The organism is Butyrivibrio sp. AE3003 (assembly GCF_000686065.1).
Lineage (GTDB): Bacteria > Bacillota > Clostridia > Lachnospirales > Lachnospiraceae > Butyrivibrio > Butyrivibrio hungatei_A.
This window is the reverse complement of the sequence record NZ_JMLX01000001.1, coordinates 2,419,144-2,441,704: the sequence shown is the minus strand read 5'-3', so window position 1 is coordinate 2,441,704 and position 22,561 is coordinate 2,419,144. Positions and strand designations below refer to the sequence as shown.

The following is a 22,561-nucleotide window of genomic DNA, read 5'->3' as shown; positions in this document are numbered from 1 at the left end:
ATGAAGATAGTATTTGCGGTAATTATCTGGCTTTATTATATGTGCTGGGTTATGAATAATAAAAAAATTAATAATGTTTCATTTTATAAAGTTGTTGTATCACCTAAACTGAAGCTCCTACTTAATCCCTTTAAAGAAAATGAGGAATTTGATTTATCTGCAGTGATAATTGAATTATATGCTCATATTAGTGTCATGGTGTTGTTGGTCTTATATTTGACTGGAGAAATTGAAAAATTCAATCATAATATATGGTTGATTGTAACATTTGCTTTATTGTGTATTGTTGAAGCTATAAGTTTTATGCGCCACATAGGGCAAACGGACAACAAAGCTGCTAAGTTTGGTTATGGGATAATACTGATTGTCTTGGTGATTGCAACGCTAGTTTCGATGCTTTTTGCGGCTATGTTGATGCTAGATCAGTTTAAAGTAATGTGAAATAAGTATGTATGACTTTATATAAAAGCGACATAATGGAAAAATAAAAATTAAAGGCCGCAAAAATGGCAATCTTAATAGAATAATGGCTGCAACGTTTGCTTCCGCAGCGGCATGCTCACCAAGATTATTCAGAGCGCTTGCAGGAAAAAACGTTTTTGAAGCTATAATAAATGTCGTTACGTTTCTTTTAGTAGTAGCAGCTATGGGGCTTTTTCTTAACTTGATTATTAAGAGTTCGATAGTGGTTAAAGAGGACAGGTTTGTGATACATGCCGGATTATATTTCAAGACAATTAAGTATAGCGACATTAATCAGTGCTTCTTTATGGATGGTAAATTTGTTTTTGTGACCAGAGACAGAGAAGTTCCTATACAAATTGCTATATTTGAGGATATGAGTGCTTTGTATGATGAACTAAAGAGAAATGGTATTGTGATAGAAGGATGATCAGATAAGATAAAAATCCCCTGATAACTTACGGCATATAACGAAGTTATCGGGGGATTCCGCTATTAGCATTTGTAAGACCGGAAGAAAGAATAGAGTTTTTTTGAAATCTTTCGAAGGATTACTATAACCTTCTTGAGAGAACGGTAAATGGTGAGACAGAGAGCTTTGTTTATGACAACAATGTAATTTCTATGTCAAAGTCAGGAAATAACTTCTATATATATCCAGGATGAACTTGGATCACCGATGTACATGACAGGTACTGACGGAGCAGTTATATCATCATATGCATTCGATGACTTTGGGAGAAATATAGATCCGTTTACAGGCAATATAAGAAACAATAACTCGAAGCATGCATACACTAAACAGGGCAATATAATTCAGCCATTTGCTTTTACAGGCTATCAGGAAGATGAAGTATCGGGGCTTAAGTTTGCACAGGCAAGATTCTACAGCACTGATAATGGTAGATTTGTTGGTGAAGATCAATTTCCAGGATTGCTAACTTCTGCCAGCACATTGAACAAATTTCTATATTGTGAAAATAGTCCCATAGATTTTGTTGATAATAACGGAAAATGGCTTAAATTAAAAGATTTTGATATAAATGATGGATTAGGAGTGGCAGCTGTAACGGTAGGTGCAGTAGCAGCTACTGTAGGGGCTATAGGCGTAGGAATAGCTTTGACAGCTACTGCACCAATTTCGCTTCCGGTATTAGCTTGTTGTGGTGCTGCTAAGGGTAACTTTTTGGGAGGTGCGACTGGTAGTACTGTTGCTGATGCGATAACAAGTATAGAGAATGGCGAGAGCATCTCTGTTAAAAAAGTACTAGGTAAGGCGACTTTATCAGGTATAGCTCAAGCTTTAATATCAGGTCCAGGAGATTGGATATCAGATGTTTTTAATAGTGCTAATCCTAGCGCAAGTGAGCAACTCTTATGGTATGCGATTCATGATACTAAAAATATTGGGATTTTGTCGGAAGCAGCTGGGTGGATTATTGATAATATAATAGATGACAAGAATAACTGTGAAGGTTGATTGTGAGGTTGAGAAATGACTGTATTTTGGACTCTTGTAGTAAATATAGGTATTATAATAGTTGCACCGTGCATTATACTTACTATTTTTTTACAGAATTGTGCAACTAAGGCGAGTTCTGTAAAAGATAAAAAAGAAGCAAATATATTAGCAAAAGTGTTAGGAGTACTTATGCTATATGGTATTTTCTTTTGGGATCCCGATATGTATATTGGAACGTGGCGGCAAATATTAGATATTTCAAATGATGCAAGTATGAGAGATGCGTTTGGGATAGTAGCATTAGCATTTATAGTAATGTGGCTTTGTTTTTATTACATAATCGTAAATAAGAGAAACATGAAAGCTTTTTACAGATACAGGATTGTTAGATGGTTAGCAATTGCTATGCATATAATAGACAGTATATTGGTGATTGTTTTTCTTTGGGTGAGTAATGCGAACACAGACATTGATTATGATTGTTGGCGATGGTTATTATTATCAAATTATATATTGATGGTATCTATTGTTGTGCTTGATGCGTTTAGAGTGGGATATGAAAAGGAGGGGCAGTTCTTTGAATATAACAATATAATTAGACAGATAAAAATATTTACATATAATGGGAAAAAAATAGACATCATAGAGAATGGGGATGAATTTATAGTAACAAATGGTGATGAGGAAGTAAGAATGACTAAACTATTACCATATCAGGAGAACGGAGTAAAAGGATTTAAGGATATAATAAAGGAGTAAAAAATATTGGAGTCAAAAGTAAAAAAACTAATTATTAGTATGATGGTAGAAGCAATAATTTCACTATCTATAGGAATAATGCTGCTACATTTTGGAGAAATTTTTATAGGAATTCTATTCTGCATTTTTGTAGCTTTAGAGGCTATTCTTGTAATATTTAGAATTAAAAAGCTAAAAGAGAGTAGCCAAACTATAGGTGATAGCAATTGATTTGCTTGAACAGAAATTGGAACTTTGAGGTATGTAGCGTATTACTTATTTGTCGCATTCAAAGTATGTGGTTGTATAGCTTGAGTAAGTAAAATATGCAGATTATTGATGCGCTTGGAAATAAGACCAGCATTACCTATAGGGTAGATGGAAAGCTTCATACCGTAAAAGGACCAAGAGACGATACATACAAATATTTTTATAACAAAAACGGCACGATAAAAGAGATTGCTGCTCCCGGAGGGAATGCCGGCATTTTTGCATACAGTGACGGAAACATAAAAGCAGTTTATGACGATAGAGGAATAGGGTCAAACTTTACTTACGATGACAGAGGAAACGTTGCTACAATAACAGATCCTGACGGAGTAAAGACGAGCTATAAGTATGACGAACTTAAACGTGTTGTAGAAACAGTTTCTGCTGACGATGCAAAAAATTTGTATAGCGTTAAATAAATATTTTCCAATAACGGAAGTTTAGTTGTTGACTTTGGACGAGCATTATTTGGAGTTAATGGATGCTCTGATATTATTCAAAATTATATTGTACAGATATTTAGTATAGTCAGACTGGAGATAAAAAGCCCGAGAGTATAGAGACTCTTGGGTTACTTCAATATTAGGGGGGAAATGGATTCATTTAAATTTTGACATCCAATAATGTTTTTGATTTCATTAATACTTTTGTATTGAGGAGAGAGCGTTTATGGTAATTTTTTGGAGCATTATAATAAATTTTTGTGTTGTTCTATGGGGACCCTGTATAGCATTGGTTACTTTTGTGCAGAACTGTACAAAAAAAGTTTGCTCTGCGAAAGAAAGTCGAAATGCAAATATATTAGCGAAGTTGCTAGGAGGGCTTGTGTTATTCGGATTATTTGTTTGGGCTCCTGAAACTATTAAAACTTCATGGCAAGAGCTTTTAGATATTCCAACTATTATAATTAATGAACATTGTTTTGGGATAATTGTTTCTGCACTTTTGATTGTATTGCTGACTTTTTATATTATGATTTTTGGGGATAGTTTAGGAGTTGAAATATTTTATAAATATGAAAAATTGAGAATTGTGGCTATTGGTATTCATTTGTTGAATAACGTTATAATGATTGTTTATCTGTTCCTTATTGATAAAAAAATTAATATTGCTTATTGGAAGTATCTACTGGTATTTGATTTAATAATGTTTGCAACTATTATTTTGGTTAGTGCAATAAAAGTAGCATATACAGAGGATGGAAGGATTTTTGAATATAATACTGTTATATCACAGCGGAAAATTTCCACAGTTGGCGATGATAAGTTTGATTTGACTTTAGATAATGATGAATATGAGATTACAAATGGCGAAGAAATAATACGAATGAAAAAGCTTACACCATATCAAAAAGAAGGTATAAAAAAATTTGTAGAATTGATAAGAGAAAAACAAAATGATAAATAAGGGTTTTTTATTTGAATAATGCATTATAGACTAATGCTCTATTAAAAAAAAGGGACTTCGTTCAGATGGTTGATCATCTAAAACGAAGTCACTTCTAATATTATAGTGCTTTCAAAAACTCTTTTATATCTTTCGCGATTCTTTTTTCTTCAAATTTATATACATAGTGTGCACAGTTGAGTTTTACAAGTTTTCCGTTAGAAGATGCATCTACGAGGGCCTGATGGCCTTCAAGCCAGCCGGGAGAGAGTTCGGTAGTCTGTGCCGAGATGTACTGGATTGTCGGAGCTGTAGGGAGAGGATTGCTACTGATTTCATGTAGGGCTTCTATGCAATTTAAGCCTTCGTCCAGCTTGCAGTTATTTACGTCGTTTCTGTATCCAATGGCAGTTTCCATTTTAGCAAGCTCATCGGCTTCATCTGAATGTCCGCTCAGAACTCGCATAATTCCTGAATCAATAAGGCATCTCATAATTGGAAATTGCTTTTTGGCGGCGTCAAACTCTTCCTTATATTGATCATCCAAACCGGGGATTGATATATCCATTCCAACGATTCCCTCTACTTCCGCGGGATATTTCTGAGCCCAGAGAGTTGCTTCAACTCCTGCGATTGAATGAGGACATAATACGAAGGGGCCTTCTATGCCGGCTTTGGAAAGGCATTCTCTGTCATTTTCGACGATCTTATCGAAGGTTCTTTCTTCTTTTACAACGTCGCTTAAGCCGTATCCGAATCTTTCAATGATAACCACTTTTGCATCGGTGCTTAAGTCTTTGCAAAGAGGAAGAAAATTGACGTATGGACTTGTGTCGCCCCAGCCTGACATAAGTACGATTGTGTGGTCGCCTTCGCCTTCCGTGTAGATGTGCATTTTGTGACCGTCCACTTCGACATACTGTCCGGGAGGATTCTGCCATATCGCTTCTTCTTTTTTGAGCTCTATGCGGTGGTATATAAATGCACCTGTTATAAAAAGCAGGGCAATTATTAAAATAACTGATAAGACTCTTCCGAGTATCTTAAAAAATTTTTTCATAGTATACCTCACTTATCTAAAAGGGGGTCCTTGTTTCAAATACACTTTATCTTGTCTTAAATATACTGATTTATTGTGGTGAATGTTTAACTGTTCTTATTTTCCTGTTTGAAATAATTGGTGTCGGATTTATAGCATGCAAGCCATCTCGTTTCGCCGACATATTCGTATTCGTTTGCAATGTCTTCGGAGACGTAATCGGTCAGCTTGTTAAAGTTTGGAATGGCAATTACATTTTTGTCCCCGTAATAATTAAAGTTCTTTTCATCATTGTAGTAGTTGATCTCTAGCGTGATGCTCTCGCTTTCGCTGTCGTAGCAGGCATACTTCTTGCTGTCGTCAACGGCCTTGCACATGAGCGCAGTGTCTTTATCATCTGCAATGAAGACGGTGTCAACGTCAAGCGTATCAAAATAGTCGGTCATATCAACGATATAATCTTTGTCCATGAGGTTGTCGTTTGCTACTTTGAAGTTGCCGACAAGCATATATGCACAAGCGAGCATTATGAGAGCCATTACAGGCATGGACTGCTTGTTTTGGTGAGTTGCGAGGTATCTGTTGAGCATGATTCCCATTCCGGTCAAAAGAATCGGTATTCCCACAAAAAGGTATCTGTAAGGAATGAAGTCATTGCCGGCGCGCATGTCACCAACGATCAAAATGAGCATGTTAAACAAAATTACCGAGAAGAACGGTAAATAATAGTTATAGTTTGCGGCGCCGCGGATCCATTTATAGATGACGAGCGCTGTGACAATAAAGATCAATAAAACAAAAAGTGTTTTTAGCAAGATGAAAAACCACATCTTGGAAAATACAGGAACAGTTTCGTGTCCCATAATACCAAAGGCCTGGAAAACTCCTGCAAAAACGTACTTCAGGTTATCCCAAAACTCTGATATCTTTACCGGGGATGTGTCGGGAGAATGACCTGTGTAGATCAGGTTATAGGTAAACACACCTATTGAGGCAAAGATGCCTGTCATTGCCCAGACCGGAACCACACTTTCCTTGAAGGGATATCTCTTTTTCCACAAAGAGAACAGAGATGCAAAAAAGATTGGTGTGACTCCGCAGACAATTGTGTAAATCCCTGTAGAAGCGCATGTCACAAAAAGCAGTGACAGATATGTAAATAAGAATATGATTCTTTTTCTCTTGCTGAAACAATCGGCGAACTCACCATCATCAAATGCTATAAGGCATAGCACAAGCATGATCGGAACAAGAGCCTTAATGCTGTAATTGGCGTGCGCAAAGAACAGCATCTTGAAGTAATCAAGCCAGTCATAGTTATAAGGTGTTATGATGACGGCAAGCGAAAGAAATCTAACGCCGATCCGCACATGGAGCGCCATTAAAATGTTCCATATTGCGTAAATATATATGAAAACGATCAAAAGATCGGATAAGCCCACAGACAAAAACTCATTGCCTGTGATCGCAAAAAACGGAACTGCAAATATGAGAGTGGAGTCAAACTCCATGCTGGTGGTTGCTACCCAGTTTGGAAGAATGAGACTTCCTTTATTTACAATCTCTCTTAGATGATATACAACGGTTGCAAAATCGGGATCCAGCGAAAGGCGAAGATCTGAAAGGTTAAAGTAGAAGATACTTGAGAGATTAACCGTAAAAAGTATCATCGCTGCTATTTCCCATAAACACATGCTCTTAATTCTCTGATATATTGTCTTAAAATAATTCTTCAAGTAATTCATTGCTGTCTCTTTTCTTATGTCGGGTAAAACTAAGTATTGCTTTGGGTAAGGTAATTTATAGCCCAATTAAGTTCGTAATCCTCGCCGGTGTGGAATATTTCAAGTGCGGCGTTTTTATCAAAAGGAATGTGAACCTCTACAGGGTTACGGCTGATGCGGTCTGCCTTTACATCAATATTGGGCTCGTCATTTTCGTTCAAGATAAGGCTGACCGGATAACTGACCTTGATTTTGTCATTTGCCAGAGTTATTGCTCCGCCTACAGCCTGGTTTGAACCATTGGGATTGGTGATTCCTGCAAGGGTTACATTTGGAAGCTTTGAAAGATAAAGCGATGTTCCGTCTCCTGCGCTTACACATGCAAAATTTGTGAGAGCAACTGCTTTAATGTCAGCAAATTCGCCTGTTCCATGTACAGCATGATCGGGAGAAACATCGATGTATTTTCCGTTCTTGCGAATACCGAGTCCCTGACCGAAGTAGTAATCATTTGTGAGGAGACTTGCAAGTGCACAGCCTATTTCGTCTAAGCCACCCGTATTTCCTCTGAGATCTATAACAAGGTATTCCATGCCCTGAGCCTTGAGTTTGGTAAGTCCTTTACGGAATATTTCTTTGGATTCCTTGTGATTGCCGGTGAGCATACCGAATATGTCACCGGGTTCGATCGATTGAACAGAGAGCATTTCACTGTTTAAACGCAGGTATCCTACATTGTCGGTAAGCATTTTTGTGCTAAAGTTTTCGTTAAACCACGGTAAGGCTTCTTCAATTGATTTAGCATTCGGCCTGTGTGAGTATGTTGTAAGTGTTTTTATACAGGTTGTGTTTTCTCCGATATTTTGCAGAGAAACAGTCTGCTCGGTGCCTTCTTTATTAATGAAAGATACGTCGACTGTTTCATTCCCGTAAGCTGATAAATAAATATATGAAAGGAATTCAGCATTTTCTTTTACCGGGACGCCCATGTCAGGGATACTTTCGGCAGCAACTTTGATCGGCTTACCGTCCCACTTTGTAATAACGGTTCCGTCTTCAATCCCAAGTTGGTTGACTTCGGGAAGTGTGTTTACTGCAATAACTTCATCGTTATCAAGATGAACCATACAAAGGCCATATTCGTTATTTTTAAATATGGAATTGTTGGTTTCTTCATTCGAATCAAGTTCTACACCTACGTGCCCGTCATGAAGCTCGTTACAGAACATCTTCACCGCGTCGTAGTATTTGGTCAGATTCTTCTCGTTTTCAGCTTCTTCAACCATAGGCATATATTTTTCTTCAAGTGCTGAAAAATCTACATCTTTCCATTCTTTTAATATGTATGTTTTATCCATTGCCTGAGCCATCAGGTGAAATGATTCTGTATAACTCTTTTCAGAAAAGTTATATGTATTTGACGGAAGCATGAATAATAATGCTATAAAGCAGGCAATTGAAAGAAGGAAGGTAATGACGGTAACTACTTTGTAACCGATTTTTCTTTTTCCCAATAAAGTAGCTATCAGTGTCATAAGAGCCAATGCGTAGATTGGGAGGAAAGAAATAATGCTTTCTTTGCCGGCAATAACATAAATAATAATGTGGATCAAAGCGAGAAATATTGGGACAAAGCTTGCTTTTTTCCACAACTTGAGTTTGTTTTCATCGCCCTTTATTCGGGTATGGAGTATTCCGAGGGTCAATGCGATCAGTGCAAAAACTGCGAACCAGATAAGGTGAGTTTTGTCCATGGTGTATATGACCTGGTAAAGGGAGCCGAGTAATGTCTTCATTGTTACAATCCTTTCCTATATGTCATTTTCCGGTTAGTAGTTCTATTGCTGATGAAATAAATACTATCAGCAATATCAAAAGAATGCATAGCCGCTATGTTGCCTTAAATGCTTTGTTTTTTATGCCATATCTCTTTTGCTGCGATATTTCGATAAAAGAGTATCGGTATATGCTATGCCTGTCATGGTACGACTGTAGTACTACGATAGGCATAGTAACATATGAAAACTGTGTTGTCAACATTTCGCTGAAAAAACTTTTTTACGTATCGGAACTGTTCTGATACCGTTAGTTTCAGGTAAGTTGTTAATAAAGTGTAAATATGCCAATTCTCCATTGACCTACGCAAACGTTTACTAATATAATGAGAACGTTAAGTGTGTGATTTAATGCGATAAAAAATGGGAGCGAGGTATTATAATGAGAAAAGTTTCGAAGATTGTTACATCACTGGGGGCTGTCGGTATGTCAGCTGCCTTATTCTTTACTCCTATTGCCGGCGTAAGTGCGAGTGCACGTGCGGTAGGGCCTGAATTGGCTACAGGTATCGACGTATCCAAGTTTCAGGGTGGAATCAATTGGCAACAGGTTAAGGCAGCAGGTATCAGATTCGCCATGATACGTGTAGGAACAATGAAAAAGGGACAGGACGAACAGTTTGTCAACAACATTAATGGCGCAAATGCGGCAGGTATCAGAACAGGTATTTATATCTATTCTTATGCAACAACACCGGAGGCAGCGGCCGTGGAGGCTAATCAGGTTCTTGCTTGGATTGCTCCGTATGCAGTTACATTTCCGGTTGCAATCGATATAGAGGATAATGTCCAGAAGGGACTAAACGCTGCACAGCTTCAGGCTATTGCAGATACATTCTGTGGAATACTTAATGGCGCAGGTTATGAGACATTGGTTTATGCCAATAGAAACTGGTTCATGCAGAGAATGCCTGCTGTTTCAGCACCAAAGTGGGTTGCTCAGTACGATGTTGCCTGTGATTATCCGGGCGATTACGTAATGTGGCAGTCAAGCAGCCATGCAACATATCCCGGAATTCCAGGAAGAGTTGATGTCGATCACCTTTACTCGGATTATTTCACAAGAATTATTCCTGAAGGTTTCAACAGCTGGGGCGGACATACATTCTATTATCACAACTTCCGTAAGCAGTTCGGATGGATTAATCTTGAAAACAAGAAATACCATGCCGATCCTAACGGATATATCCAGACAGGCTGGTTCCAGGACGAGAGCGGAATCTATTATCTCGATCCTACAGCAGGCGGTCTTGCCAAGACAGGATTTGCCGATATCGAAGGCAAGCGCTATTACTTTGATGAAGCAGGCGTAAAGAGAACAGGACTTCTTAACCTCGGAGGAACTGTTTACTACGCAAATGCAGACGGTGTATGCCAGAAAGGTCTTGTACCTCTTGAAGACGGCGTTCACTATTTTGATGATGAGTATAAGATGCACACAGGTCTTACACAGGTTGGAGATAAGCTCTACATGTTCAATCCTCAGGGTGTAATGCAGACCGGTATGGTTGCACTTGAGACAGGCAAGTATATGTTTGGCTCAGACGGCGCAGCTATCAAGGGCTGGTATTCAAACGAGCAGGGACAGAAGTTCTTCTTTAACCAGGATCATGTTGCGGTTACAGGTAATCAGACTATTGAAAAGGCTAACTATCTCTTTAATCCTGAAGGCGTAATGCAGACAGGTTGGTCAGGAGAGATTGCTACAGGAAGATATTACTTCGGACCTGACGGAAAGATGGTTACAGGATGGAGCGATATCGAAGGCCAGAGATATTACTTCGGCGCAGATGGTAAGATGGTTGTAGGAATGGCTTCACTTCCTGACGGAGTATACTATCTTGAGCCTAAGGACGGACACAGAACTGTAGGATGGGTTCAGCAGCCTGACGGATGGCGTTACTTTGACGGCAACACAGGTAAGATGCTTGTAAAGACAACTGCAGTACTTGAGAATGTGTCATGCACATTTGATAAGAACGGTCTCCTTGCAGATCCTGCAGGTTGGACACCCGGAACACCACTTCCGGCTCCGGCACCTGACGCAGGTGCGGCTGCATCAACAGGAGCCTCAACACCCGCTGCTTCAGCAGGAGCTTCAGCACAGACAGCTCCCGCGGCACCGGCTAATTAATATAATAATGAGGGGTTGGACGCTCAGTGCAAAAGCGCGGAGCGTCCAAAAATGTTTATAAACGGAGGGAAATTTAAAAATGAACATCGAAGAAGCAAAAGAGAAATTACAGAAGTACGGACAGGAGCATGTACTTAAGTACTATTCCGAACTTAGCGATTCTGAGAAGCAGGAGCTTCTTGCGCAGGTTGAGGACACGGATTTTGCGGTACTTGCAAATTGTAAGAATCTTGGACATGCTGACGAAAGAGGAGAGTTTGCACCTTTGGCGGCTCTTCAGGTATCAGAGATTGAGAAGAGGAAAGACGAGTTTACTAAGCTTGGCGTTGAGACAATCAAGGCAGGCAAAGTTGCCGCAGTTCTTCTTGCAGGTGGAATGGGAACAAGACTTGGATCCGACAATCCGAAAGGAATGTATGACATCGGTATAACCAAGCCTGTTTATATCTTCCAGAGAATAATCGAGAACCTTCTTGATACAGTTAAGCAGGCAGATGGCACATACATCCGTCTTTTCATTATGACAAGTGAAAAGAACAATGATGCTACTGTTAATTTCCTTAAGGAGAAAAACTTCTTCGGTTATCCTGAAGATAAGATCACATTCTTTAAGCAGGAGATGGCACCGGCATCCGATTATGACGGAAAGGTATACATGGAGAGCAAGTCAAGAATCTCAACTTCTCCCAATGGTAACGCCGGCTGGTATTCATCACTTCTTAAGGCCGGTCTTCGTGATGTCATCGTAAAAGAGGGCATCGAATGGATAGACATTTTTGCAGTAGACAACGTTCTTCAGAGAATTGCAGATCCTTGCTTTGTAGGAGCTACAGTTGCAGCTAAGGTTTCTTGCGGAGCCAAGGTTGTAAGGAAGAACGCTCCCGACGAAAAAGTAGGCGTTATGTGTCTTGAAGATGGCAAGCCTTCAATCGTAGAGTACTACGAGCTCTCACAGGAGATGATGGATGCTAAGGACGAGAACGGCGATCCTGCTTACAACTACGGAGTTATCCTCAATTATATGTTCAATGAGAAAGCTCTCTATGAAATCGCTCAGAAGGAACTTCCTCTTCACGTTGTTGAGAAGAAGATCCCATATATAGACGAGAATGCTAATCTCGTTAAGCCCGAGTCACCGAACGGATGCAAGTTTGAGCAGCTCGTTCTTGATATGATCCACATGCTTGATACATGCCTTCCTTATGAGGTAGTAAGAGAGCATGAGTTTGCACCTATCAAGAACAAGACAGGTGTTGATTCTGTAGAGTCTGCAAGAGAACTTTGCAAGAAGAACGGAATCGAGCTTTGATCATACGCAGAAATTTGAATGACAGAAAGAAGGTAGTAATATGACTATACTGGTAACAGGAGGAGCAGGTTACATCGGCTCTCACACTGTTGTTGAACTTCAGAACGCCGGATACGATGTTGTCATAATGGACAACCTTGCCAATGCGAGCAAGAAAGTAATCGGAAGAATTGAAGCAATCACTGGCAAAAAAGTACCTTTCTACGAGACAGATATCAGAGACCGTGAAGGTCTTGAAGAAATCTTTTCAAAAGAAAAAATTGACGGAGTTATCCATTTTGCAGGACTTAAGGCAGTTGGAGAATCTGTTGAGAAACCTTGGGAATACTATGAGAATAACATCTCGGGAACACTTACACTTGTTGATGTTATGAGAAAGCATAACTGTAAGAACATAATCTTCTCATCATCGGCGACTGTATACGGAGATCCCGCTTTTATTCCGATCACTGAGGAGTGCCCTAAGGGAACATGCACAAACCCTTACGGATGGACCAAATCAATGCTTGAGCAGGTACTTTCCGATATTTATAAGGCTGATAACGAGTGGAACGTTGTTCTTCTTCGTTACTTCAATCCTATCGGAGCACATAAGAGCGGAACAATGGGAGAGAATCCGAATGGAATCCCTAACAACCTTATGCCTTATATCACACAGGTTGCTGTAGGAAAGCTCCCTCAGCTCAATGTATTCGGTAACGATTATGATACGCATGACGGAACCGGTGTGCGCGATTACATCCACGTTGTGGATCTTGCACTCGGACATGTTAAGGCGCTTAAAAAATTTGAGCCCGGAAGCGGACTTAATATCTATAATCTCGGCACAGGTGTCGGATACAGCGTTCTTGATATAGTCAAGAACTTTGAGGAAGCAACGGGAGTTAAGATCCCTTATGAGATCAAGCCCAGACGCGCAGGTGATATTGCTACGTGTTATTCTAATGCGGATAAAGCGGCAAAAGAGCTTGGCTGGCACGCGCAGTATGGAATAAAAGAGATGTGTGCGGATTCATGGAAATGGCAGAGTCAGAATCCTAACGGATATGATGAATAATTAAGATGTAAAAATATGTCGGTCGTATGCTCTGTAGGGAACATGCGACCGGTTTTTACTATCGGAATAGCAGGAGATAAGATGTTTAGACTTTGGGTAAGATTGGTGGAAGACAACCACCTTATAAAAGATATGGTCGTTTGCGACGAATCAAACGATACAAGAACACATAAAGTAATGAATGCCATTGAGAAGGCATGTTATGAAATGGACCTTTCCAAACCTATTTGGCTTGATAATATAGTAAAAGATTTCCAGATCCATTCAAAGTGTCGATTCAACAAAGACGCTTTTGTGGAGCAGATTGAGTTTGATTATATGGAGATACAAGTTATCGAAGAAGACTATTAAAAATTTACGTTATTTTTTTATAATAAAATAAACACAATTTCGACACATAATGAAACTATACTTATTTTAACAAATAGAAAAAAGGAAGAAGGTAGATACTATGTATGAAGATGTTACCAAAGAAAACAGTGGTGTAAATTCGTCAAACTCATACAACAGTTATAACTACACTAACTATAATTATTCCGATGATAAGACATATAACGGAGATTTGACAGGAAAGAGCGCATATGGATATGGAAACGGCGGGAATAATTACGGAGCCTATCAATATTCAAATGCAGGAAGTACAATGGGGAATGCTATGGGTAATATGGAAAGACCGGCTAAGAAGAGAGGTCTGAAGATTTTAGTTTCAATTATTGTGTTGCTTGCGATTGTCGGTGGAATTGGCGCAGGCGGATATTTGTATCGAACATACGGTAAGGACAAGCCGTTGTTCTCATTTAATACTAAGAAGACAGAAGAGAATACCGGTGCAAATCCGGATAATATAGCTACCACGACGGTATCAAACGTGGGAAAAGCTACAGTAACGGACGTTACAGGTGTTGTTCAGGAAGTTATGCCTTCAATGGTTATCATTCATAATAACCGTATCAAATCATCAAACTTTTTCGGATACGGTCAGGAATCAGAGGGGCTTTATGCATCAGGAAGCGGAATTATTGTCGGCAAGAATGATTCGGAGCTTTTGATCGCAACAAACTTCCACGTAGTAGACGGAGCTGATTCAATCGAAGTTATCTTTTCCGATGGATCATCCGATGAAGAGGCGGCTAAAAAAGCTGTTCAGGCAGATCTAAAGGGACCCGACCCGGAGATGGATCTTGCGGTAATTGCTGTATCTCTTAAGGATATTCCTGCTGATACGGCGTCAAAGATTAAAGTTGCCACACTTGGTGACAGTAACGCGCTTACGCTTGGTGAGCCCGCTATCGCGATCGGTAATGCTCTTGGATATGGTCAGTCTGTATCTACAGGTGTTATCTCAGCGGTCAACAGAAAGTTTGATATGGGCGAGGGTTCATCCAAAATATATATTCAGACAGATGCAGCTATTAACCCCGGTAACTCAGGTGGTGCACTCCTTAATATCAAAGGTGAAGTAATCGGTATTAACTCTATTAAGATCGGTGAAGCGGCAGTTGAAGGTATGGGATATGCTATTCCTATCTCACTTGCTAAGCCTAAGATTGAAGAGCTTATGAACCAGGAGACCAAAAAGAAAGTAAAAGAAGAAGACCAGGGAGTTATTGGAATCCAGGGTATAAGCGTTTCTGCTGAAGATACAATGAAGTATGGTATCCCTCAGGGCGTATATGTTTATGAGACTATTCCCGGAGGCGGAGCAGAAAAGGCAGGTATTGAAAAGGGCGATGTTATTGTGAAGTTTGACGGATCAGAGATCGGTTCTATGGAAGAACTTCATTCAAAGCTTAGATACTATTCGGTTGGAACTTCGGTTAATATAACGATACTCAGACCTAACGGAAATCAGTACGATACGATAGATGTTACGGTTCAGCTGTCCAATAAGAATATAGGTTCATCGGATGATAATAATTCCAATGCGGAATCCGATAGTGCTTCAGATGATGAGAAAGCAGGCACAGGCGGCTGATATTAAGATAAGAAAGATAACAGAAAAGTATTAAATAAAAGAGGCGGTTCAAAATGAAAATTCATTTTGAACTGCCTCAATTTTTTGATCAAAATTTATACAAGAGTGGCTTGTTCCTTGTTGAATACAGGAATCTGAGGGTGAATACCTTCGCCTCGTATCTCAATAAGAGGTGAAGCTTTCCCTTCGATGTAATCTCTTGTAATGGTTACGCGTCCGATGTTGTCATCTTTAGGAATTTCATACATGATATCAAGCATGAAATCCTCGATGATGGCTCTGAGGGCACGTGCACCGGTTTCTTTTTCCAAAGCTTTCTCAGCGATTGCTTCGAGAGCGCTGTCGTCAAATCTAAGATCGACCTCATCCAGGGCAAGTAGCTTCTGATACTGCTTAAGGATTGCATTCTTTGGCTCTTTGAGAATCTTGATAAGCATTTCTTTGGTAAGAGCCTGCAATGTACAGATAATCGGAAGTCTTCCGAGGAATTCGGGAATCATACCGAACTTCTTAAGATCCTCAACCGTTACATTGGAAAGAACGTTGGGGTCATCTGCATATTTATCCTTAAGATCGGCATCAAAACCGATTGAAGTCTGTTTATTAAGTCTCTGAGTGATGATGTCTTCGAGGTCGGGGAAAGCACCGCCGCAGATAAACAGAATGTTTCTGGTGTTTACTGTGGCAAGAGGTACCATGGCGTTCTTACTTCCTGCTCCTACGGGGACTTCTACATTTGAGCCTTCGAGAAGCTTAAGCATTCCCTGCTGAACAGATTCGCCGCTTACGTCTCTTGCTGTTGTATTTTTCTTTTTGGCAATCTTATCTATCTCATCGATAAATATAATGCCGTGTTCTGTCTTTTCCACATCGTTGCCTGAAGCTGCAAGGAGCTTACTTACAACGCTTTCGATATCATCTCCGATGTAGCCTGCTTCTGTTAGAGATGTTGCATCAGCAATAGCAAGCGGAACATCGAGAAGCTTGGCAAGAGTCTTAACAAGATAAGTCTTACCGCTACCTGTGGGACCAAGGAGAAGAATGTTTGACTTTTCTATCTCAATCTCATCCATGGTATCTGTCGCAACCCTTTTATAGTGGTTGTAAACTGCTACAGACATGACTTTTTTGGCCTTGTCCTGTCCTATGATAAATTCGTCAAGTTTGGCCTTGATCTTGTGGGGAGCGGGAATGTTCCTTATGTCTATAACGGGTTTTGATTTAGCTTCGCTCTTTTTCTTGATCTTCTGTGAGTTGGGAATGCCACCCATGTTGAAATCACCGGGCATATCGCCTAAGTTGAAAAAGCTCACATTCGGAAATGTCCCCATATTCTTATTGAGTTCATTCATAAGATTGGGGTTATTCAGAAGATTCTGATAATCAAACTGTGTGACCGTGTCCATTGTTTTGTGCATACAGTCTTCACAGATGCAGATATTATTGGGAAGATGGAACATCTTGCCCGCCTTGCTCTCAGGTCTTCTGCATACGAAGCAGACATCTTCAAACTCCGACTTGTCATTATTATCATTGTTGTCGGTATTTGAAGTGGTGTCTTCTGTATCTTTTGTGTCTTTGTTATTCAGTTCTTCGTCTGTAACTTCTCTGAAATCGAAGTTATCGTCTCTTTTATCTTCCATATTATCTCCATAGAGAAAAGAGGTTACTCAAAAGTTATGAATGTACCTGCTTTTCCTTTGAGTGCATCAGCTACAGAAGCAAGAGAAGTAATAAGAACCGAACCGTCGTGATTTGATTCCAAGAACTCAATTGCTGCCTGAATCTTGGGAAGCATGTCTACTTCGCCAAATTCGTCTGCTTCGATGTACTCTTTAGCTTCTTTAACGTTCATTTTAAGGATAGGTTCCTGATCATCCTTACCAAAATTCTTGTATACGTAAGGAACCGATGTAAGAATGATAAGTCTGTCAGATTTAAGGTCTGCAGCGAGCTTTCCTGCGATAGAATCTTTTTCGATTACCGCTGAAGCGCCTTTAAGAACGTGACCCTGCTCAATTACCGGGATTCCGCCGCCGCCGCATGCAATAACTTCTTGACCGGCTTCTACAAGAGTCTTGATAGCATCAATCTCAACAATCTTGATGGGGTTAGGAGCGGCAACGATTCTTCTGTAGCCTTTTCCGGGATCTTCTTTTACAAAGTTACCTTTCTTAATCTCTGTATCGGCGTCTTCTTTTGACATATAACGTCCGATTGCCTTAGTTGGTGCATAGAAAGCTTCGTCATAAGGATCTACCGTAACCTGTGTAAGGATAGTGCTTACCGGTTTGTAGATTCCTCTGCTTGTGAGCTCTGTTTTAAGAGAGTTCTGAATGTCATAGCCTACATAACCCTGGCTCATTGCATTACATACGCACATAGGAGCGGATGTGTAATCGATATACATTCTGTGGAGCTCAGTCATTGCTTTGTGGATCATGCTGACCTGAGGTCCGTTACTGTGAGTTATAACAAGCTGATAGCCTGCTTCTATAAGGTCGGCGAGTGCTTTTGCCGTAAGCTTTGTGGCATTTCTTTGTTCGTGTGTGGTTACTCCCAGCGCTTCGTGTCCGAGAGAAACAACTGCTTTGATGTTTTCCATGTTGGCCTCATTTCTGCACGTTGATCGTGCTTAATAAGATAATAATTTATTGTACAATAACTCCGTCTTTTTTGGAAGTAATACAGTAACGTACTACACTGCTAGTTGCGGTGCAGTCTGGCGTATACGTTGGGATCGAGATCCGGATTGACCTTGGTTATTTTCCTGTCATAGGTCATAAGTCCGTTTACTTCCTCTTCAACGTCGCTGACCTGCGTATATACTGCGCCTGAGAGCCCCTTTGAGATAAGCGGGATAATGTTTGCGTTTATCACGTTGTAGTAAGCAACGCCGAGTGCCTCGAGGTTATCGTATTTTTTGTATCCAAATACTCTGTCAACGCTTGAATGTCCGTCTATGTGGCAGGTAAATCCGCCATATTCGGAGATGACAAAAGCCCTGTTCTTAGGATCTTTTTCTACGGCAAGAGGTCTGAAGTAGTTGTGCACGCTTCTAAAGTCGCCGCTTCCTTCATCAAACCAGCCGCTGGCCTGGTCGATAGGTCTTGTGTTGTCGAGCTCTTTTGCCATAACGGTAGCACCTGCGGCGTTAAACTGCCCCCATCCTTCGTTGAAGAGAACCCACGTTGCTATTGAAGGTACGCTGTAGAGGTATCTTATAGTGTTCTGCATCTCGTTAAGCCATTCTCCCCGTCCTTCTGCCGAGTGTCTTGAGAATGTCTTGTAGTACGCGGGGCCGTCTGACATTCTTCCGAATACTTTCGGGAAAAGAGTCGGAAGATAGGAGACCATGGGCTTTGCATAGGATGAACCGCCGCTTACCATGTCCTGCCAGACTATCATTCCGAGCCTGTCGCAGTGATAGTACCAGCGCGCAGCCTCGATTTTTACGTGCTTTCTCATCATATTGAAATGAAGTCGTTTCATCTCAGTTATATCAAATATCAGCGCTTCGTCTGAAGGAGCGGTGTAGAGGCCGTCCGGCCAATAGCCCTGATCGAGAACTCCCATGAGGAAGTAGGGCTTGTGGTTAAGGAAGAAACGCTTTGTTCCCGTATTGTCTTCTTCAATGGTAAAAGATCTCATGGCAAAGTACGACTGAACGCTGTCGTCGCCTGCTTCTATGAGAATCGGGTACAGGTACGGATCCTCGGGGCTCCACAGATGAGCATCTTCAATTTCAAAAGAGAAGCTGTAACCTGCGGGAGCAAATTCTTTTACGCCGGCTTCGTTAGAAGGATATGTGTCTGACGAAAAGAGATCCTCACGCTCGGAGTTAAAGCTTTCGCCGGATTTCTTGGGCTTAATTGCCTCGTGTCCGGGAATTCTGACATCGATGTCGCAAGGCTTATTTGTTGAAACTTCGATAGTTACGCTCTTTAAATCCTGTGAAGGAGTTACGATAAGCTCTCTTATGTAAGTTTCGGGAACTTCCTCAATCCAGACAGTCTGCCAGATTCCGCTCTGAGCGGTGTAATACATTCCGCCTCGTCTGAGAGTCTGCTTACCTCTGCTGTGGTAGGAGCTGTCGCTCGTATCCCTGACTTTAACATGAATAAGAGTGTTAAGAGCGGTGCTGTCATTATCCGTAAACTTCAGATGATCCGTTATGTCCAGTGTAAAAGGAAGATATCCGCCGCCATGCGAGCCTACAAAAGATGAGTTTATATATACTTCGGCAAACTGATCCACAGCTCCGAAATGCAGTAAGAATCTTGAGCTTTCATGTTTTCTTTTAAGTGTCGGAAGTACCTTTTTGTACCAGAGAACCTGATCGGGAAGAAGTCTTTTTTCCACACCTGATAAAAAGCTTTCGGGTGAAAAAGGTACGAGAATTTCGCCGTCAGTGTCCGCAGGGAGAACATTTGCCGATATATCCTGAACAATCTTGTATTCCCAGATACCGTTCAAATTCATAAAGCCGTCTCTTACAAAGCGCGGCCTTGGATATTCGGGAAGAACATTGTCTTTATCAAGATTTTCTCCCCATACTGTATAAAGCCTGTTAAGCACATCGTCCTCGTGAGGTTTGTCGATTGCTTTTATTGCATCAATTAAGTCCATTTTCAACCTTTCCTGTATTTCCGGCAGCGATGAGATCTTGGTAGAACGCTGTCAATGTTGCATATCTGTAGACAAAAATCCACAAAAGCGGAATGAAAAAGGTCAAGCATCCGAAAATGATAAGCGGAATGAAGCTTATGTGCAAACGAAAGAGCTTAAACCTGTTCCCTTGCATAAGAGTTTTGCTGTATGCAAGGAGCTCTTTTGCCGATCTGTCAGGATAATCATGTAATAAATAAAAAGCCTGTGAATATGTAAGTGACACGTAGATGTTCACGATAAGTCCGAATAGCAGTGCGATGAAGAGTGCGACTCTGACGGAAAAAGGTGATCTCGGTGTCAGGATAAACCAAATTATTGAAGCGGGAAGACTTGAAAGGAAGTCCGCAAGTACAAAGACTGATTGAATCTTTACCGCTTTGTCGGGGTGCTGCTTAAGTCCGAAGAAAATGTCGCCTGTTGAAACCGTCTGTGAGTAGATGAGATTCATGTACAGGTACGCTTTTCCTGAGACCAAAACACCAAGTAGTATGCTTACTATAAGGAATATTATTTGATTTATCGCAAATATAACAAGGCTACCCGAGCTTGAGATTGTCACAATGCTCGAGATAGCCATTTGCAGAACGAAAATTATAATATTTGCAAGTATTAAAATTCCGTATTTATCAAGTGATCTTTCTTTGGCGATTGCCTTTAATTCTGTCGATGTCTTAAGATTAGTCATTAAATATTGCTCCCAACTTACCCCGTAAGGTCTATATTTGCGCCGACAAGTCCCTGGCGGTGCATTGCTTTTCTCTCTTTTTCATACGGATTGTCTTCGTTTCCGTAGCGGATTTTGGTGGTTGTTTCTCCTCCGCAGACATAGGTTCGGCCACATTCCGGGCAAACGGCAGTCTTTATAGAAACTGAAGCCTGAAGAACTTTGCCGTTATTCATGGCGGCTTCTTTGTAGGCATTACTAACATGTTCAGCCTCATGACCGCGCACTCTTGCAGGAGCGGACTGCGGACTTATGTGCTGAGCGCTCTTAAAAGAAACCATCTCATCGGAACCGTCCTGGTATTTGCGGTTCTTGCAGGTTTCGCACTCTGCGGGAGATGATACTCTGCCCGGTGCCTTCTCGGTGGAGGCATTGGGATTCAATATTGGTTTGTTTCCGGCTACAGCACTTGTGCCGATGGCGGCAGATCTGTATGGTGCATATCCGCTGCCTATCGCACCGATAATACTCATAACTTCAAATTACCTCGATTTTATTTCATTTAACATATCATCAAAACTTGTTCCGTACATTTGCTCAGACATTGTGTTAAGCTGCTGGCGCTGTTCGGGATTGGTAAGTACCGTATGTATGCTGGTAACCATCATGGTATATCCGAGAACTACGCCGACAGTTCCGAGTACAAGCGCTTTTTTGGCCTGCGGAAGGAATGTCTTCATGGTTCCCTTTGACAAAAGAGCCAGAACGACCGCCACACCGCCAAGAATAATGCCTGTGTAAAAGATAAGGCAAAGCGGGATTGAAAACATTCCCAGGATCCTGGCAAAAGTAGCAAGTGCCACGTGGCTGTCCAGCTCGTTATGTGCCTTGTTGTAGTTATAATTGTTGTAGTAGTATTTCTCGTCGTCGTTTTCTGCCATTTATATAAGAATGACTCCTTTTGAAATTTTTGGTTAATTACTTAAATTTTAGTATAAAACCCCGTATTTTACAATGCTTCGACATTTTACGGACTCTTGAAATACGTCCGCAAGGCTTGGTATAATATGGGAGTGCGCGGTTTATGAAAAAATAATCAAAAATTATTCTTTTTATCATAATTTCGGCGCACAAAGCATATATATACTGCGAGGTAGGTATGGATATAGTAGTAAAGATAAAAGAGGAGCTTAATGTAGAGAAGTGGCAGGTAGAAGCCGCTATTAAGCTTATTGATGAAGGAAACACCATTCCCTTTATCTCACGTTATAGAAAGGAAGTAACAGGCTCATTAAATGACGAACAGCTTCGTAACCTTGATGAGAGACTTAAGTATTTAAGAGGACTTGAGGAGAGAAGAGAGCAGGTTCTTGCTTCTATCGAAGAGCAGGGCAAGATGACAGATGAGCTTAGGGCTAAGATAGTTGCAGCCGAGACTATGGTTGCGATTGAGGACCTTTACCTTCCTTATCGTCCAAAGAGAAAGACAAGGGCAAGCATTGCCAGAGAGAAAGGGCTTGAAGGATTATCCGAGATCATTCTTGCGCAGGAAATTACAGGCTCACTGGAAGAAGCGGCCAAAGCTTTCGTAGACGCCGAGAAAGGTGTAAATGACGAGAATGAAGCCATCAGCGGAGCAATGGATATTATCGCCGAGGATATTTCCGATAACGCCGACTATCGTAAGTATATAAGAGAAGCGACAATGGAGAACGGTATACTTGTCGGAAGAGCCAAAGACGAGAAGGTTCAGAGCGTTTATGAGATGTATTACAACTACGATGAACCTGTGAAAAAAAGTTCTCGGACACAGAGTACTTGCTCTTAACAGAGGT

22 protein-coding genes are annotated in these 22,561 nt (G+C 40.7%); 13 read left to right on the top strand and 9 right to left on the bottom strand.

Annotated features, from left to right (window positions below; genetic code table 11):
* The 7 genes from CD00_RS0111780 (at position 1) to CD00_RS0111750 (ending at position 4,339) form a co-directional block, all read left to right on the top strand.
* Positions 1–441, top strand: coding sequence for a hypothetical protein (locus CD00_RS0111780; protein WP_026656141.1), 441 nt, complete (start codon positions 1–3; stop codon positions 439–441).
* A gap of 85 nt (positions 442–526) precedes the next feature.
* Complete coding sequence (locus tag CD00_RS0111775; RefSeq protein ID WP_026656140.1) at positions 527–892, top strand: hypothetical protein; 366 nt, start codon at positions 527–529, stop codon at positions 890–892.
* 255 nt (positions 893–1,147) lie between these two features.
* Positions 1,148–1,942, top strand: coding sequence for an RHS repeat-associated core domain-containing protein (locus CD00_RS0111770; RefSeq protein ID WP_207640495.1), 795 nt, complete (start codon positions 1,148–1,150; stop codon positions 1,940–1,942).
* 15 nt (positions 1,943–1,957) lie between these two features.
* Positions 1,958–2,683, top strand: a complete 726-nt coding sequence (locus tag CD00_RS0111765; protein ID WP_026656138.1) for a hypothetical protein — start codon at positions 1,958–1,960, stop codon at positions 2,681–2,683.
* Between the two features lie 39 nt (positions 2,684–2,722).
* The gene (locus tag CD00_RS0111760) at positions 2,723–2,893 is read left to right on the top strand and encodes a hypothetical protein (protein WP_207640494.1); all 171 of its coding nucleotides are present in this window, start codon (positions 2,723–2,725) and stop codon (positions 2,891–2,893) included.
* Positions 2,894–2,988: 95 nt separating this feature from the next.
* Positions 2,989–3,351 (top strand): RHS repeat domain-containing protein, encoded by a 363-nt coding sequence (locus CD00_RS0111755; protein ID WP_026656135.1) that lies wholly within the window; start codon positions 2,989–2,991, stop codon positions 3,349–3,351.
* 250 nt (positions 3,352–3,601) lie between these two features.
* Entirely contained in the window at positions 3,602–4,339 is a 738-nt protein-coding gene (locus CD00_RS0111750) for a hypothetical protein (RefSeq protein ID WP_026656134.1), read from the top strand.
* Between the two features lie 100 nt (positions 4,340–4,439).
* On the opposite strand, the gene CD00_RS0111745 is transcribed toward CD00_RS0111750, so the two are convergent.
* The 3 genes from CD00_RS0111745 to CD00_RS0111735 form a co-directional block, all read right to left on the bottom strand.
* Positions 4,440–5,378, bottom strand: coding sequence for an alpha/beta fold hydrolase (locus CD00_RS0111745; protein ID WP_026656133.1), 939 nt, complete (start codon positions 5,376–5,378; stop codon positions 4,440–4,442).
* An 86-nt stretch (positions 5,379–5,464) separates the two neighbouring features.
* A complete protein-coding gene (locus CD00_RS0111740; RefSeq protein WP_026656132.1) occupies positions 5,465–7,102 on the bottom strand; it encodes a hypothetical protein in 1,638 nt (545 codons plus the stop codon).
* A gap of 29 nt (positions 7,103–7,131) precedes the next feature.
* The gene (locus CD00_RS0111735; protein WP_185750448.1) at positions 7,132–8,835 is read right to left on the bottom strand and encodes a S41 family peptidase; all 1,704 of its coding nucleotides are present in this window, start codon (positions 8,833–8,835) and stop codon (positions 7,132–7,134) included.
* A 463-nt stretch (positions 8,836–9,298) separates the two neighbouring features.
* On the opposite strand from CD00_RS0111735, the gene CD00_RS0111730 reads away from it, so the two are divergent.
* From CD00_RS0111730 to CD00_RS18225, 5 genes are all read left to right on the top strand, one after another.
* Positions 9,299–11,050 (top strand): GH25 family lysozyme, encoded by a 1,752-nt coding sequence (locus tag CD00_RS0111730; protein WP_026656130.1) that lies wholly within the window; start codon positions 9,299–9,301, stop codon positions 11,048–11,050.
* Between the two features lie 79 nt (positions 11,051–11,129).
* Positions 11,130–12,359: a UTP--glucose-1-phosphate uridylyltransferase gene (locus tag CD00_RS0111725; RefSeq protein ID WP_026656128.1), complete on the top strand. Its 1,230-nt coding sequence runs from the start codon at positions 11,130–11,132 to the stop codon at positions 12,357–12,359.
* Positions 12,360–12,399: 40 nt separating this feature from the next.
* Positions 12,400–13,416, top strand: coding sequence for a UDP-glucose 4-epimerase GalE (gene galE / locus CD00_RS0111720; RefSeq protein WP_026656127.1), 1,017 nt, complete (start codon positions 12,400–12,402; stop codon positions 13,414–13,416).
* An 81-nt stretch (positions 13,417–13,497) separates the two neighbouring features.
* On the top strand, positions 13,498–13,767 hold the full coding sequence (locus CD00_RS0111715) for a hypothetical protein (protein WP_026656126.1): 270 nt from the start codon (positions 13,498–13,500) through the stop codon (positions 13,765–13,767).
* 100 nt (positions 13,768–13,867) lie between these two features.
* On the top strand, positions 13,868–15,391 hold the full coding sequence (locus tag CD00_RS18225; protein WP_051594178.1) for a S1C family serine protease: 1,524 nt from the start codon (positions 13,868–13,870) through the stop codon (positions 15,389–15,391).
* 95 nt (positions 15,392–15,486) lie between these two features.
* Here the strand turns inward: CD00_RS18225 and clpX are convergent, their stop codons facing one another.
* The 6 genes from clpX to CD00_RS0111680 all read right to left on the bottom strand — a co-directional run bounded on the left by clpX (position 15,487) and on the right by CD00_RS0111680 (position 21,667).
* Positions 15,487–17,034: an ATP-dependent Clp protease ATP-binding subunit ClpX gene (gene clpX, locus CD00_RS0111705; protein WP_026656125.1), complete on the bottom strand. Its 1,548-nt coding sequence runs from the start codon at positions 17,032–17,034 to the stop codon at positions 15,487–15,489.
* Positions 17,035–17,057: 23 nt separating this feature from the next.
* Positions 17,058–17,996, bottom strand: coding sequence for a carbamate kinase (gene arcC, locus CD00_RS0111700; protein WP_026656124.1), 939 nt, complete (start codon positions 17,994–17,996; stop codon positions 17,058–17,060).
* A gap of 101 nt (positions 17,997–18,097) precedes the next feature.
* Entirely contained in the window at positions 18,098–20,020 is a 1,923-nt protein-coding gene (locus CD00_RS0111695) for a glycoside hydrolase family 2 protein (RefSeq protein ID WP_026656123.1), read from the bottom strand.
* Positions 20,007–20,747 (bottom strand): DUF975 family protein, encoded by a 741-nt coding sequence (locus CD00_RS0111690; RefSeq protein ID WP_026656122.1) that lies wholly within the window; start codon positions 20,745–20,747, stop codon positions 20,007–20,009. Before CD00_RS0111690 ends, CD00_RS0111695 begins: the two co-directional genes overlap by 14 nt.
* 17 nt (positions 20,748–20,764) lie before the next feature.
* Entirely contained in the window at positions 20,765–21,259 is a 495-nt protein-coding gene (locus CD00_RS0111685) for a hypothetical protein (protein WP_026656121.1), read from the bottom strand.
* Between the two features lie 9 nt (positions 21,260–21,268).
* Positions 21,269–21,667 carry a hypothetical protein gene (locus CD00_RS0111680; protein WP_026656119.1) on the bottom strand — a complete coding sequence of 133 codons (399 nt, stop codon included), beginning with the start codon at positions 21,665–21,667 and terminating at the stop codon, positions 21,269–21,271.
* A 218-nt stretch (positions 21,668–21,885) separates the two neighbouring features.
* On the opposite strand from CD00_RS0111680, the gene CD00_RS21505 reads away from it, so the two are divergent.
* Positions 21,886–22,554 (top strand): Tex-like N-terminal domain-containing protein, encoded by a 669-nt coding sequence (locus CD00_RS21505; RefSeq protein ID WP_330370411.1) that lies wholly within the window; start codon positions 21,886–21,888, stop codon positions 22,552–22,554.
* Positions 22,555–22,561 lie beyond the last annotated feature (7 nt).

Excerpts from the sequence above, each read along its gene's own strand:
- CD00_RS0111680 (WP_026656119.1), bottom strand. The coding sequence starts at position 21,667 with ATGGCAGAAAACGACGACGAGAAATACTACTACAACAATTATAACTAC.
- CD00_RS0111770 (WP_207640495.1), top strand. The coding sequence starts at position 1,148 with ATGACAGGTACTGACGGAGCAGTTATATCATCATATGCATTCGATGAC.
- CD00_RS0111745 (WP_026656133.1), bottom strand. The coding sequence starts at position 5,378 with ATGAAAAAATTTTTTAAGATACTCGGAAGAGTCTTATCAGTTATTTTA.
- CD00_RS0111735 (WP_185750448.1), bottom strand. The coding sequence starts at position 8,835 with ATGGACAAAACTCACCTTATCTGGTTCGCAGTTTTTGCACTGATCGCA.
- CD00_RS0111775 (WP_026656140.1), top strand. The coding sequence starts at position 527 with ATGGCTGCAACGTTTGCTTCCGCAGCGGCATGCTCACCAAGATTATTC.
- CD00_RS0111690 (WP_026656122.1), bottom strand. The coding sequence starts at position 20,747 with ATGACTAATCTTAAGACATCGACAGAATTAAAGGCAATCGCCAAAGAA.
- CD00_RS0111730 (WP_026656130.1), top strand. The coding sequence starts at position 9,299 with ATGAGAAAAGTTTCGAAGATTGTTACATCACTGGGGGCTGTCGGTATG.
- CD00_RS0111780 (WP_026656141.1), top strand. The coding sequence starts at position 1 with ATGAAGATAGTATTTGCGGTAATTATCTGGCTTTATTATATGTGCTGG.
- CD00_RS0111685 (WP_026656121.1), bottom strand. The coding sequence starts at position 21,259 with ATGAGTATTATCGGTGCGATAGGCAGCGGATATGCACCATACAGATCT.
- CD00_RS0111760 (WP_207640494.1), top strand. The coding sequence starts at position 2,723 with ATGATGGTAGAAGCAATAATTTCACTATCTATAGGAATAATGCTGCTA.
- CD00_RS0111755 (WP_026656135.1), top strand. The coding sequence starts at position 2,989 with ATGCAGATTATTGATGCGCTTGGAAATAAGACCAGCATTACCTATAGG.
- galE (WP_026656127.1), top strand. The coding sequence starts at position 12,400 with ATGACTATACTGGTAACAGGAGGAGCAGGTTACATCGGCTCTCACACT.
- CD00_RS18225 (WP_051594178.1), top strand. The coding sequence starts at position 13,868 with ATGTATGAAGATGTTACCAAAGAAAACAGTGGTGTAAATTCGTCAAAC.
- CD00_RS21505 (WP_330370411.1), top strand. The coding sequence starts at position 21,886 with ATGGATATAGTAGTAAAGATAAAAGAGGAGCTTAATGTAGAGAAGTGG.
- CD00_RS0111750 (WP_026656134.1), top strand. The coding sequence starts at position 3,602 with ATGGTAATTTTTTGGAGCATTATAATAAATTTTTGTGTTGTTCTATGG.
- CD00_RS0111715 (WP_026656126.1), top strand. The coding sequence starts at position 13,498 with ATGTTTAGACTTTGGGTAAGATTGGTGGAAGACAACCACCTTATAAAA.
- CD00_RS0111695 (WP_026656123.1), bottom strand. The coding sequence starts at position 20,020 with ATGGACTTAATTGATGCAATAAAAGCAATCGACAAACCTCACGAGGAC.
- CD00_RS0111740 (WP_026656132.1), bottom strand. The coding sequence starts at position 7,102 with ATGAATTACTTGAAGAATTATTTTAAGACAATATATCAGAGAATTAAG.
- CD00_RS0111765 (WP_026656138.1), top strand. The coding sequence starts at position 1,958 with ATGACTGTATTTTGGACTCTTGTAGTAAATATAGGTATTATAATAGTT.
- arcC (WP_026656124.1), bottom strand. The coding sequence starts at position 17,996 with ATGGAAAACATCAAAGCAGTTGTTTCTCTCGGACACGAAGCGCTGGGA.
- clpX (WP_026656125.1), bottom strand. The coding sequence starts at position 17,034 with ATGGAAGATAAAAGAGACGATAACTTCGATTTCAGAGAAGTTACAGAC.
- CD00_RS0111725 (WP_026656128.1), top strand. The coding sequence starts at position 11,130 with ATGAACATCGAAGAAGCAAAAGAGAAATTACAGAAGTACGGACAGGAG.